General features: G+C 45.8%; 9 protein-coding genes, 2 pseudogenes and 1 riboswitch. Of the genes and pseudogenes, 3 read left to right on the top strand and 8 right to left on the bottom strand.

The genetic code is table 11. The features are described 5' to 3' along the window. A pseudogene (locus L5M18_RS17240) lies at window positions 1-139 on the bottom strand (IS4 family transposase); the annotation flags it as partial. A gap of 353 nt (window positions 140-492) precedes the next feature. On the opposite strand from L5M18_RS17240, the gene L5M18_RS17235 reads away from it, so the two are divergent. Continuing rightward, window positions 493-1617 (top strand): patatin-like phospholipase family protein, encoded by a 1125-nt coding sequence (locus L5M18_RS17235; RefSeq protein ID WP_011788828.1) that lies wholly within the window; start codon window positions 493-495, stop codon window positions 1615-1617. Between the two features lie 142 nt (window positions 1618-1759). On the opposite strand, the gene L5M18_RS17230 is transcribed toward L5M18_RS17235, so the two are convergent. The 7 genes and pseudogenes from L5M18_RS17230 to L5M18_RS17195 form a co-directional block, all read right to left on the bottom strand. Beyond that, window positions 1760-3475, bottom strand: coding sequence for a proline--tRNA ligase (locus L5M18_RS17230; protein WP_263197940.1), 1716 nt, complete (start codon window positions 3473-3475; stop codon window positions 1760-1762). A gap of 227 nt (window positions 3476-3702) precedes the next feature. Beyond that, window positions 3703-4332: an acyltransferase gene (locus L5M18_RS17225; protein ID WP_263197937.1), complete on the bottom strand. Its 630-nt coding sequence runs from the start codon at window positions 4330-4332 to the stop codon at window positions 3703-3705. Beyond that, window positions 4333-5067: a tRNA (N6-threonylcarbamoyladenosine(37)-N6)-methyltransferase TrmO gene (gene tsaA, locus L5M18_RS17220; protein ID WP_263197935.1), complete on the bottom strand. Its 735-nt coding sequence runs from the start codon at window positions 5065-5067 to the stop codon at window positions 4333-4335. A gap of 195 nt (window positions 5068-5262) precedes the next feature. Beyond that, window positions 5263-5643 (bottom strand): Rcs stress response system protein RcsF, encoded by a 381-nt coding sequence (gene rcsF, locus L5M18_RS17215; RefSeq protein ID WP_113940978.1) that lies wholly within the window; start codon window positions 5641-5643, stop codon window positions 5263-5265. Window positions 5644-5721: 78 nt separating this feature from the next. Then, window positions 5722-7068 (bottom strand): amidohydrolase family protein, encoded by a 1347-nt coding sequence (locus tag L5M18_RS17210; RefSeq protein WP_263197932.1) that lies wholly within the window; start codon window positions 7066-7068, stop codon window positions 5722-5724. Beyond that, window positions 7068-10161 (bottom strand): annotated as a pseudogene (locus tag L5M18_RS17205) (amidohydrolase family protein). Before L5M18_RS17205 ends, L5M18_RS17210 begins: the two are co-directional and overlap by 1 nt. Window positions 10162-10376: 215 nt before the next feature. Next, a complete protein-coding gene (locus L5M18_RS17195) occupies window positions 10377-10769 on the bottom strand; it encodes an H-NS family nucleoid-associated regulatory protein (RefSeq protein WP_028761125.1) in 393 nt (130 codons plus the stop codon). Window positions 10770-11079: 310 nt separating this feature from the next. Between L5M18_RS17195 and L5M18_RS17190 the strand changes: the two genes are divergently transcribed. Both L5M18_RS17190 and L5M18_RS17185 read left to right on the top strand, forming a co-directional pair. Then, a complete protein-coding gene (locus L5M18_RS17190; RefSeq protein ID WP_263197924.1) occupies window positions 11080-11829 on the top strand; it encodes an electron transfer flavoprotein subunit beta/FixA family protein in 750 nt (249 codons plus the stop codon). Next, window positions 11830-12756, top strand: coding sequence for an electron transfer flavoprotein subunit alpha/FixB family protein (locus L5M18_RS17185; RefSeq protein ID WP_263197921.1), 927 nt, complete (start codon window positions 11830-11832; stop codon window positions 12754-12756). A gap of 95 nt (window positions 12757-12851) precedes the next feature. Beyond that, a riboswitch (Lysine riboswitch) is annotated at window positions 12852-13048 on the top strand. Window positions 13049-13069 lie beyond the last annotated feature (21 nt).

Raw genomic sequence — 13069 nt, 5'->3', positions numbered from 1 at the left:
TTCGACCTAACTCAGTCAAGGTCAGTGTCTTACATTCAATCAGTGCCTTAGAGGCCAGCATCAAGCTGTTTAATCGTTTTAGGTGAAGTTCTGGGCAGTATTGGTGTAAAGAATGTTGTAGGATATTGGCTTCGCGCATCTTGTTGTCCAAGTGTAGTTTTTAGCGAAACCATTTGATCATGCAACAAGATGCGCTTCCACTCTAATTTGATGATTTATTTGTAAATCATCAGGGGATTCTTCAGTACAAAGTCCTAGCCGTATATGCTGCACTGTCAATGTTTTAGTATGAGATTTTCAGACTCTCGAGCTGAGGTTAGGCACAAGTAGCTGTGGATTGTTATTTATTCGATCTTCGTTTCTATAACAACATTATTTGTTTCCAAAACTTTAAAATTGCATAAATTCTCTAAGGATCAAGTGCTCGGACTTGCTTTTTAGCGATATGCATTGCTTTAATAAATTATTAAAACAATTAATTGGGCCTGTACATTGCCAACATCTACAGCATTAGTTCTCGGCGGCGGTGGTGCTCGAGCCGCCTATCAAGTAGGCGTGTTAAAGGCACTCGTTCAGCTTTATCCACGCAACCATGGTATTCCCTTTAAAATCATTTGCGGAACATCCGCTGGAGCCATTAATGGTACTGCGATTGCGACCCATGCATCTTGCTTTCACCTTGGAGTGAGAAAACTGGAATGGGTCTGGCGCCATTTTGAAACTCGAAAAGTTTATCGTGCCTCTATTTTTGGGGTATTGAGCCATTTAGCAAAAATGGCACTTAAAGGAATGCAGGATGATAAAGTGAATACGGATGCGGGTAGTTTGCTTGATAATGATCCCTTAAGAAAACTGCTTAACGAACTTATCGATTTCAAACGGATTGACCGTAATATACGCAGTGGCTCACTGACTGCGCTGAGTGTGGATACATCCTGTTATAACAATTCCCGTTCAGTGACGTTCTTTCAAGCCTCTCGGGATATTGATAATTGGACAAGAGCAAGACGTAGTGGTCAACGTATGATGCTCAATACTGAGCATTTGTTAGCGAGTTCAGCGATTCCTATGGTGTTTCCATCCATTAAGCTCAATCAGGCTTATTATGGTGATGGTTCGGTTCACCAACTTGCACCATTATCAAGTCCTATCCACTTAGGTGCCAAAAAACTATTAGTGATTAACTTAGATAGCCCGCATAAGCACTTTCCGATGGAATTGGAATACCACCCAAAAACAGCCACTATTGCAGGTCATCTACTTGATACTATCTTTTCAGATACCCTTAATAGCGATCTTGAAAGATTAGAGCGGATCAATAATACCTTGGCGCAGATCCCCGAGGAAAGCCGTAAAAAACTGACGTTACAGCCTATAAAAACCTTAGTTATCAAACCGAGTGAAGACTTAAGTAAGCTTGCCGCGCGGTTTTATGACGATATGCCTTGGGCAATAAGGGTTTTACTTGGTTTTACCGGCATTAATCGCCAGTCAGATTCGAGTATTGTGTCTTACTTATTGTTTGAAAAATCCTATACCAGTGCGTTAATCGATTTAGGGTATAAAGATGCAATGGAGCAAATGAATGAGCTTAAAGCCTTTTTTGATTTAAACTAGACCTATGAGCCGAGTTTGCCCTGTTTTAGCCAATGATGATGTACTGATATTCACGATCGTTAAAATAGACTTTTCAATGACAATAAAAAACGCACTTAATCTTAAGTGCGTTTTTTCATGCTTATCTGAGTAACATTAAGCGTTAGCTTTTAACCGCATTTTTCAGAAAATCAACAAGTTGATCGAACGGAATATCTTGTTTCTCACCTGTGCGGCGGTTTTTGTATTCAAATACGCCCGCATCGATATTGCGATCGCCAATCACCACAGTATGTGGGATACCAATCAGTTCCATATCGGCGAACATCACGCCTGGACGCTCTTTACGATCATCCAATAACACTTCGATACCCGCTTCGTTTAAGTCTTTGTATAACTGCTCGGCGATATCGGTGACGCGGTGCGACTTGTGCATGTTCATTGGCAGAATGCCCACGCTAAATGGTGCAATTGCTTCTGGCCAAATGATGCCACGGTCATCGAAGTTTTGTTCGATGGCTGCTGCCACGATACGGCTCACGCCGACACCGTAACAACCCATTAGTAGCACCTGTGACTTGCCATTTTCGTCAAGTACAGTCGCGTTCATCGATTTAGAATAGTTAGTGCCCAGTTGGAAAATATGGCCCACTTCGATACCGCGTGCCATAGCATAAGTGCCTGAACCATCAGGTGTTGGCTCGCCTTCGACTACGTTACGGATGTCGGCAACTTGCGCTGTCGGCAGATCGCGTTCCCAGTTGATACCAAAATAGTGTTGGTCATCAACGTTAGCACCGGCGGCAAAATCGCTCATTACGCTAACGCTGTGATCGATAACTATAGGGATTTTAAGACCGATAGGGCCAAGTGAACCAGGACCTGCGCCAATGGCGTCACGGATCAGCGCTTCTGGCGCCATTTCCAATGGTGATGCGACTAAGTCTAACTTGTCAGCCTTGACTTCGTTGAGTTCATGGTCGCCACGAACAATCAGTGCCACTAAAGGCGTCGCTTCTGTCGCACCCATTACGATTAAGGTTTTGACTGTTTTAGTGATATCCAAACCAAACTGCTCAACTAATTCTGCAATGGTCTTCGCATTTGGGGTATCGACTAAACGCAATGCTTCAGTGGCTGCGCCGCGTGGTTCAGTTGGCATAGGTGATTCGGCTTTCTCAATGTTAGCGGCATAATCGCTGCCCGTTGAGTAAGCAATTAAATCTTCACCGCTTTGTGCTAGAACATGGAACTCGTGTGACATGCTGCCACCGATTGAACCCGTATCAGCTAAAACTGGGCGGAAAGCTAAGCCCATGCGCGATAGAATGTTGCTATAGGCTGTGTACATAGCCTCATAGGTTTCATTCATGGTATCGACGTCAAGGTGGAAAGAGTAGGCGTCTTTCATCAAGAATTCACGTGAGCGCATCATGCCAAAACGTGGGCGAACTTCGTCACGGAATTTGGTTTGAATTTGGTAAAGATTCAGCGGTAATTGCTTGTATGAGCTGACTTCTTTACGAATGAGATCTGTGATCACTTCTTCGTGGGTTGGCCCCAGTACGAAGTCGCGATTGTGGCGATCTTTAAAGCGCAGCAGCTCGGGGCCAAACTTTTCCCAACGACCTGTTTCTACCCACAAGTCTGCCGGTTGCACCATAGGCATTAGAATTTCAATTGCACCGGCTTTGTTCATTTCCTCACGAACAATGGCTTCGACTTTACGCAATACGCGTAAGCCCGTGGGGAGGTAGCTATAAAGGCCCGACGCATTACGACGGATCATGCCCGCACGTAACATTAATTGATGACTAATGACCTCTGCGTTGGCAGGAGTTTCTTTCTGTGTTGATAGCAGGTACTTGCTGACGCGCATTACCGATGTCCAAATTTGAGTTGAATGGTCGCCATTTTATCACCTGCTTTGGTGATGTCACCTAGGGATTTAGGTTAAATTCAACTAGCTGGGAGATAAATAGCATTTTTTGATGCTGGATAACGGATAACGGATAACGGATAACGGATAACGGATAACGCAAGGAAGAGCGCTGCGCTATTATAGAGTGACTTCGTCACTGCTAGTATCAAGATAATCCTTACTGCTTACTTATCCCGTCTATCACCAATCACTTTGGCGGGGTTGCCTGCCACTATCGCCCAGTCGGGCACATCTTTCGTCACTATGCTGCCCATACCCACCACAGCGTGATCGCCAATGGTCACACCATCGACTATGCCTGCCTGAGCGCCAATCCACACATCTTGGCCAATAATAATGCCTTTGGAGTTGGCGGCTTGTTGATATATGGGAGTATCTGGCGCCATGCCATGGTTAAAGGCGTAAAGGGTGACATTATTGGCGATGCGGGTTTGATTGCCTATCTGAATCCCGACCCTGCCGCCATCGAAGGAGCAGCCATGATTAATCGCCACTTCGTCCCCTAGTCTGATAGGCCCATGTAAGAAACAGTCGGCGGCGATCATGCAGCGATTACCCATGCGGATATCACGATTGGGTTCGGCGAATAACTGCGCCTCGGGGGCGATAAAGCATTGCTCGCCGATGTTGATGGTTTCGAGGGCACAAAGTTTTGCTTGAATATCGTCTTGCCAAGGTTTAGCCCAGATTAAATGTTTCTCTTTTAAGGAAAAATACAGCCACGGCATCCAAGAGAGCCGCTTTTTATGCTGGCTTTGATAATCAGGTTTTGATGTAGGCGTTGGCGCAGACATTTAGCCACATTTCCCCGGTTTGAGTTCTAATACTAAGATGTATTCTTGGTCATTATCATCGACCGCCATGTGCCAGAACACATCTAAATCATAGAGGGCGACTTGGTATAACTTAGGATCGTCCTTGGCTTTTTTGTAGGCGGGACGTGGATCTTGGCCGAGCACACCGCGGATAAGTACGGCTAAATCTGTGTAGGTTTCCTGCAGGGTGTAACGCTCAATCTGCGTCTTGGCATGGTCAGAATACACCACTGAAATCTGTTTAGGCGCGTCTTGGGCAATGCCGCCGACAGCATCGGTAATGGAATCTGAGAAAGGAATGTAAGGTTTAATATCAATTATCGGTGTGCCATCGAGCAGATCCATACCGGAAATTTCGAGGCACACTTTGCCCTTGCGCTGCACTACGCCGTGCAGTTTCACCACAGATTGGCCTATACCATTGGGGCGAAAAGTGGAGCGAGTGGCGAACACGCCGAGTTTTTCATTGCCGCCTAAACGCGGCGGGCGCACTGTGGTTTTCCAACCTTGGGCAAGATTCTCATGGAAGCAAAACAGTAACCAGAGATGTGAATATTGCTCTATGCCACGCACCGCATCGATATGATTCACATGGGGTTCGAGTTCGACATAACCGCGCGCTTCAACAAGTCCGGGTTGTCTTGGAATGCCAAATTTTTGTTTATAGGGCGTGCGGCATGTTGCCACTGCGATAATTTGGTTGGTAAATGTCATGCAAAAAATTACCTAAAGGGTAAGTATAACAACCGCCTAAGTTCATCATTCTAAGCTCATCATTAAGGCCCATCTTTGAGCGCTAATAATGCAGCATTGGTCATGAAGCGTTAGCCATTAAGCGGTTGATAGGGGCAATCTTAGAACACTATAGGATCACGCTGCGAGCAGTATGCTTTTTAATATGCGTGAGGCTTACTCTGTTGTAGCCGTTTTTACTGCTTGACCAACGCATAATGCGCGGCTGATACAACCTTGGGCAGCTTCTTCAAATATGACACATTGCTTGATGATAATGCCGTTAGCCCCTTTATCTGCCGCATTGCGACGGGCTTCGGTTCTGGCATCGGCAAGCGACGCGGGCGCACCGTTAGCATCGGCCTGACAGGACTCACCTTCGACCAATCCTTTTAATTCATAATGACCTTTCGGCAAGGTATCGCCTTCATAAAGGATGACATCGGATGCCTTGAAATAATCATTAATCGCCTCACTGTCCAAATTACTGTTAAAACTGTAGTCGCTTGCACAGGCACTGAGCAGGAGCACTAATGCACTTGAGAGGATAATTTTCATGGTTTGACCTGAGGTTGAGGAGAAAACTGCGCAGCCTTGGTAGGCTGCGCCGATGCGATATTATTATCTGAGTAAATTCTACCGCTTAAGGTACTTTTGATAAAGCTGCTGATGGCGATTATTCAGATCTATCTGCCGCCCTTCAATCCAGATAGCCTCAATTTTATTGGTCATAGGGTCGAGAATGTCCCCCTCTGACAGCACGACACTGCCTTGGTATCCCACCGCTATCGCACCTAAATCCTCCACACCTAGCAACTTTGCGGCATCTAAGGTGATGGATTTCAGTGCTTGTTCAGGCGTTAAACCATAAGCGGCGCTGTAACCTGCGGCGTAGGGGAGGTTACGGCTATTCCAGTCCGATGAGAACCCAAGGGCGAAGGGTATACCTGCATTGGCGAGTAAAGATGGGATCTTAAAGGGTAAATCGACTGGCTCATCTTTACGTTTAGGCAGACTCAAGGTATGAGGGTAAATGACTCCAGCCTTAACTTCCCTTAGGCTTGAGTCCAAACGCCATGCATCGTATCCGCCGACAATTACCAGTTTGAATTGGTATTTTTTCGTCAAGGCGATCACTTGCTCAATTTGGCCAACACTATTGGCATGGGCAAACAGTGTCGCTTTGCCTTGGTATAGCGGTAACATGGCCTGCCAGCGTAGGTTGTTGGTCGCGGACTGTGGATCTTCATCCTGGTTTTTGTCTTTGCCGTTGGCCTTATCACTTAAGAAATAGCGATAGCCATCTTCAAAGGCGATATTGAGCTTGTCGATCGCCTGCTGATTTTTCTCGATGGCCTTGGCTTTCTCTTTTTCATCTTCTGGCATGCGTTTGATTTGCGGCCAATAGACATGGAACTGTCCAGCACTTGGTGTCATCGCATCTTCAATCGTCCATGCATCGAGATCCACCAGTACCGATTGTCCAGCTAACCCATCACCGCTTGGGACGATTTGCGCGTGGGTAATGCCGTTGTAACGTATGGTCGGGATGAGCTCCGAATCCGGATTGTAAGCTGTGGCCGTGCTGATCTGCGGATTGATATAACCTACCTCGGCGTTATCAACCGTTGGGCGGCTCATTTCAATTTCAACCAAACCTAAGCTGGTATCGAGGGCAATTAAGCCCGGATACAAGTGTTTACCGCTGGCATCGACGATTTGAGTGTCACTGCTTTCTGTGGTTGCATTGTTGATTTGGCTGGTCAGTTGAGGCCCAACGGCCGTGATCTTGCCATTTTCAATTAAGACGTCTGTGTTGCTGAGCACGCCTTGACTGACTGTGTGCACAGTGGCGTTTTTAATCAGTACGCTGCGGCTTTGTTTAGGCGTAGGTACGATATCATTGGCCATAACTGGGGCCTGCGTGGTGCAAATTGCGCCGAGTAGCGCCACAAACAAAACGGTTTTAGATAAATGTTGCATTATTTGGCTCCCTCATGAGCGTGGCCCCATGCCTGATAGTGGGTGTCGCAGTGCCACTGTGGCTCGTTGAGTGGCGTGATTTTTTCACCCGCTTTAGTTTGGTCATCACTGCTGAGAATTTTTTGGATAAGTGCGGCGCGCTCGTTCACCACAGCTTGTTGGGCAACTTGGTCTTGGTCGCGGTCAAAATAGCGTTTTCCTTCAACCCATGCCTGCGTCACTTTGGCGTAAATAGACAGTGGCTCTGCGTTCCAGAGTACGATATCGGCCATTTTTCCTGGAGTAAGTGAACCCACAAATTCATCGACTCTTAATTGTTTGGCTGGATTAATAGTGACCATGTTCCAAGCATCTTCCTTCGACATATTGCAATACATCATAGACTTAGCCGCTTCTTGGTTGAGTCTGCGCTGCATTTCATAATCGTCTGAGTTAATGCTGGTGATCACCCCCTTGTTTTGCATCAGACACGCGTTTTGCGGAATCGCATCATACACCTCAAACTTATAGGCCCACCAATCGGCAAAGGTCGATGCGCCAGCACCATGGGCAGCCAGTTCACTCGCCACTTTGTAACCTTCGAGCACATGGGTAAAGGTTTGTACTTTAAAGTGATAGGCCTCGGCTAAGCGGATAAACATCAGGATTTCTGACTGCACATAGGAATGAATATGTACGTCGCGTTGCTGGTTTAATACTTCGGCCACTGCTTGCAGACGGTAACTTGGGCGCGGAGCGACGGTTTTCTTTTTATCGCTGGAGCGCAGATTATCATAGGTTTTTAACGCCTTTTCATAGGCGATAGCAGCGTCGAAGGTTTCTTCAAATAACGCTTTTACTCCCATGCGAGTCTGGGGGAAGCGCTGAACAAATTTCTCACCCCAGTTACTCTGTTTGACGTTTTCACCTAAAGCAAATTTGATACTGGCGGGCGCGTTAGTAAATTTGAGTTGTTCGGCCGACTCGCCCCATTTCATTTTGATCAGTTGTGATTGTCCACCGATAGGGTTGGCGCTACCGTGGAGTAATTGCGCGCTGGTGACGCCGCCCGCTAAGGCACGATAGATTGAAATATCGTCGGGATTAATAATATCGCCAATGCGTACTTCAGAGGTTACTGCGTCTGTTCCTTCGTTAGTACCGCCATTAATGGCGATATGCGAGTGTTCATCGACTATGCCAGCGGTGAGGTGTTTACCTGTTGCATCGAGGACTTGATAACCTGATGGCGTACTTAATTGTTGGCCAATTTTTTCGATGCGGCCATTGGCCATCAAGAGATCAGCATGTTCGAGAATACCTTGTTTATCTGATGTCCACAGGGTGGCATTCTTGATGTGCAGCTTCTCAACATTAGGGGCTTCTCTCAGTCCGTAAGCGACGTTAGGGAAGGTGAGGTGACTCACTAGGCTCGTGTTGGCTTCATTCTTGGGAGCTTGATTGCTTGCTTGGTCTGCATTTTTGCGCTTTGCAGTTTGAGTTAAAGCGACACCGGCAACATTTGTAGTGCGACTTTTTGCATCGACCATACGACCTTGAATGCCGTCATCGGCCATCCACAGCGTAAAGCGGCTAAGGCCGTTAATGCCTGCGGCGCTCAAATCGGCAGTAAAGCTCAATCTTCCGTTATCATCTAACTTAAGTTGAGTGAGTGAGATACTTTGTTCGCCACTGCTTAAATTGCCTTGGATGTTGGGTTTATCACTTTTACTTTCATCATGTAGCGATAAATCTAGCGTGAGGTTATTGAGGCTTAATTGGTAATCTCCCAGTAATCGTGCTTGGGGAAGTGAGCGCAGACTTTGCTCCTGACCTTGCAACCAAACACTGTAGATCTGGCCATCTTTAAAGATATTGCCTTTAGTGATAACAAAGTCAGCCATATAACCGGGCGCGAGTTTACCGGTAAAGTCGGCGGTGCCTGTCATCTCTGCGGCTTGGGTGGTGAGTGCCGCGAGAGCGTTTTCTTCACTTAAACCTTGGGCAATGGCTTGGCGTAGGCGCGGCCAGAAGGCATCGGTCTTAATCCCAAACTGCGTTAACGCAAAGGGGATACCTGCGTTAGCTACCGCCGCAGGGTTGGTTGGTTGGTGCACGTTCCCACTGTCTTAAATCCGCCAGTGATACTTCACGATCAGCGTCATCTGTGCCGACATCGGGCGCCTGCGGATAGTTTAAAGGCAAGATCAACGGATAGTTCAGCGCCTTTAACTCATTGATGCGTGAGTATTCTTGACCATTACCAAGTAGGTTGGCTGGCAGTTTATGTTCTTTGAGTAAATGGGCTGCACGTAATTGGTCGTTGAGATTGTTGGTTTCAAAGATAATTTGCTTATCGGCTAAATTATCTAAACGCTCAAAGGCGATATTAAATTCGACTTGATTGTTTATTGCGCCATTGGCAGGTTTGTTTTTATTTTGGTTATACCAATTTGCATCGGCAAAGGTTTGCCTAATAAGTGCAATGCTACCCATTAATGATGAGGGATAATCTTGTTCAGACGAACCTTTATCAAATGCCATAAAAGGTTGACTGCGGGCGCGATAAATCACTTCATTAGCCGTTTTGTCTGCTAATGAAAGGCTGACACCCGTTCCACGGAAGATACCGTCGAGTTTGCTACTTTGCACACTGGTGAAACCATTATTAATCCACTCTTTTGCGCGTTCTTTATTGGGGTAAACGTAATTAAACCATTCTTTTTCAGAATGAATTGCACCATTTTCCGCATTACCACCGATACGCTTTATATCATAGACGGGGCGAGTGAGCTTAAGTTTGGGATATTCGAATTCAATCCCATAATCGGTAAAAGGATCGATAAATCCGGGATAAATTGTATAACCACTCAAATCGATTCTAAATGCGCCAGCGGGAATGTCGTTGTGCTCAATAATGGCTTTAATTCGATTATTTTCAATTAATAAAGTGGCATCGCTTAAACGCTTTCCCGGTGCAATAATTAATTCAGCATGGGTAAATGCAGTGAGTTTACTGGATGTTGTTCCAGTATTGAGTTGGGCAAATGTTGTTTGTGATACTAAGCTAGCGATTATGCTGCAGCTTATCATTATCTTATTGTTTATCTGCATTATTTTATTCAATCGAGTGAGGGTGAACAAAGAGTAACTGAAAGCAGATGTAAATACTAAGGCTGAATTGTAACGTAATTTGAGCGGGAGTGAGGTGCGGAATTAACGGCTGTCGTTTAAGTTTGAAACGATTGATGGATATAAAAAAGCTCGCAATTAATGCGAGCTTTTATGCAAACTGGTGTTGGCAATTAGCGCCATCACACTTGGTTGGATTAGATTAAGAAATCTTCCATAGAACGACCTTTGTTGATCTCGTTCTTAAATACGGTAGGCATACGGCCTTGGCCAGTCCATTGAACCATTTCACCGTCAACTTCAATTTGGTATTTGGCTGGACGAGGAGCGCGTTTCTTTGCAGCAGCTTTAACAGCTACGCCACCTAAGTCATCAATTGATAAACCAACGGCTTCCATTTGTTGACGGATTTCTTCAATCTTAGCATTACGAGCTGCCATGGCTTGTTCTTCTTCCTCAGCCATAGACTCGCGTTCTACTAAAATTTTATCTAATTTGTCGGCTAAATCACGTAACTCTTCAACGCTAAGTTCTTTTACTGCAGCTTTAAAACGACGGCCGTGAGTTAATATCTCTAAAAATTCGCTCATATCTATTTTCGTCCCACTCTATTTTTAATACAGGATAATGGTGAACAACACCTAAATGATAGAAACTAATATAGCTCGAATCAAATAAAATTATGCGTTTTAAGGAAATTAAATATTATTTATTTTTTGAACTTTTCTTATTCCCTCAAATAAGTGTCCAAAAAAGTGGCCGTTGCAGCGGATTAAAAAATACAAACAGGCGTTTGACTTTGGTTGACGTTAACGTTAACAGGACGTAAAGTTGCTCTATCCTGCATTGGTATTAACCAATGTTTTGTCCATGTACATGAAAGTGTAGGAAGGAAACCCTATGAAAGTATTGGTGCCCGTTAAGCGCGTTGTTGATGCCAATGTGAAGGTCAGGGTCAAAGCTGACAATACAAGTGTTGACACTGCAAATCTAAAAATGGCGTTGAACCCTTTTTGTGAAATCGCAGTAGAAGAAGCGGTTCGTTTAAAAGAAGCGGGTAGCGCTACTGAAGTGGTTGTTGTCAGTATTGGTAATAAAGCCGTGCAAGAACAACTGCGTACCGCGCTTGCATTAGGCGCAGATCGTGCAATTCATATCGATACTGAAGAAGATCTCGTGCCAGTGTCTATCGCCAAATTGCTCAAAGCGGTACAAGACAAAGAACAAGCAGAGCTGGTGATTTTTGGTAAGCAATCCATCGATGGTGATAATAACCAAACTGGCCAAATGTTTGCCGCGTTAATGGATATGCCACAGGCGACCTTTGCTTCAGAAATCAAATTAGAAGCGAATACATTACAAGTCACCCGTGAAATTGACGGCGGCATGCAAACTCTTAAACTGCCTTTACCTGCTGTTGTGACCGCCGATTTACGTTTGAACGAACCCCGTTACGCTTCACTGCCTAACATAATGAAAGCCAAGCGTAAGCCATTAGAAGTATTTACTGTGGCAGACTTAGGTGTGACGTTAAAGAGTCACCAAACGATTGTGAAGGTCACTCCGCCAGCTGAACGTAAAGCGGGCATCATGGTAGCGTCGGTAGCTGAGCTAGTTGAAAAGTTAAAAAATGAAGCGAAGGTGATCTAAATGGCCATTTTAGTATTAGCTGAACATGATAATGCTGCATTGAAACTCGATACTGCAAAAATTGTTACCGCCGCCCGTGCCATAGGCGATGAAGTACATGTCTTGGTTGCGGGTCACCAATGTGGCGCGGTTGTCCAAGCGGCGCAGGCACTACAAGGCGTTAGCCAAGTACTCGTTGCCGATGCCAGCGTGTATGAAGCGCATTTAGCGGAAAATTTTGCCAAATTGCTGGCGGACTTAGCGCCAAACTATGGTCACATTCTGGCCTCGGCTTCAAGTTTAGGTAAGGACACGCTTCCGCGCGTGGCGGCATTATTAGATGTCGCGCAAATCTCAGAAGTCATTACTGTTGTCAATGCCGATACCTTTGTGCGCCCTGTGTATGCGGGTAACGCCTTAGCGACAGTGCAAAGCCATGATTCCATTAAAGTGATGACAGTGCGCGCCAGTGCGTTTGACGCTGCGCCAGAAGGTAACAGTGCGGCTGTGACGACACTCGATAAAGTGTTTGAAGCGAGAACTCAGTTTGTTTCTCAATCGCTGACAGTTTCTGCCCGTCCAGAGTTAGGCAATGCTGGCATTATCGTATCTGGTGGCCGAGGCATGGGCAGTGGTGAAAACTTCGGCATGTTGGAGCAACTTGCTGATAAGCTCGGCGCAGCAGTTGGCGCATCACGCGCTGCAGTTGACGCAGGTTTTGTGCCTAACGATTTACAAGTGGGTCAAACCGGTAAAATCGTTGCGCCAAACTTGTATATTGCCGTCGGTATTTCTGGCGCGATTCAACATTTAGCCGGCATGAAAGACGCTAAAGTCATCGTTGCAATCAACAAAGATCCTGAAGCGCCGATTTTTCAAGTTGCCGATTATGGACTCGTTGCAGATCTGTTTGAGGCGGTTCCTGAGCTGATTACAAGTCTCAGTTGATTTTATCTGTGATCTAGGTCACATTAAGTGGCTTTGCGGTAGCATCTGCTAAGCCGCTTATGTTTTTATGTGCCTCACGCCCGTGCAAGGGCGTTCTTAGAAGTAGAGGCGCGCCAAATATTAGTAGTGATCAGTAGGGTGATTCCGTTGATCGATTGCGAAAGGATTTGGTGCCGAAGTGGTTCGATTTATCACGATCAACTGCTGGGGTTGTACCTAATAGGTGCAGCACTGCCATAGTATTTTCCGATATGGATATTGGGAATAGTTACTATGGAGCGCTACTGATAGGACAGGTGACCTTGGGTATCTA

The organism is Shewanella sp. SM20, assembly GCF_025654545.1.
Taxonomy (GTDB): Bacteria; Pseudomonadota; Gammaproteobacteria; order Enterobacterales; family Shewanellaceae; genus Shewanella; species Shewanella oncorhynchi.
Note: the sequence above shows the minus strand (reverse complement) of the source record. Positions and strands in the feature narration are given on the sequence as shown.

Coding starts and splice junctions, on each gene's coding strand:
- tsaA (WP_263197935.1), bottom strand. CDS start 5,067: ATGACATTTACCAACCAAATTATCGCAGTGGCAACATGCCGCACGCCC.
- L5M18_RS17230 (WP_263197940.1), bottom strand. CDS start 3,475: ATGCGCGTCAGCAAGTACCTGCTATCAACACAGAAAGAAACTCCTGCC.
- rcsF (WP_113940978.1), bottom strand. CDS start 5,643: ATGAAAATTATCCTCTCAAGTGCATTAGTGCTCCTGCTCAGTGCCTGT.
- L5M18_RS17185 (WP_263197921.1), top strand. CDS start 11,830: ATGGCCATTTTAGTATTAGCTGAACATGATAATGCTGCATTGAAACTC.
- L5M18_RS17195 (WP_028761125.1), bottom strand. CDS start 10,769: ATGAGCGAATTTTTAGAGATATTAACTCACGGCCGTCGTTTTAAAGCT.
- L5M18_RS17190 (WP_263197924.1), top strand. CDS start 11,080: ATGAAAGTATTGGTGCCCGTTAAGCGCGTTGTTGATGCCAATGTGAAG.
- L5M18_RS17225 (WP_263197937.1), bottom strand. CDS start 4,332: ATGTCTGCGCCAACGCCTACATCAAAACCTGATTATCAAAGCCAGCAT.
- L5M18_RS17210 (WP_263197932.1), bottom strand. CDS start 7,068: ATGCAACATTTATCTAAAACCGTTTTGTTTGTGGCGCTACTCGGCGCA.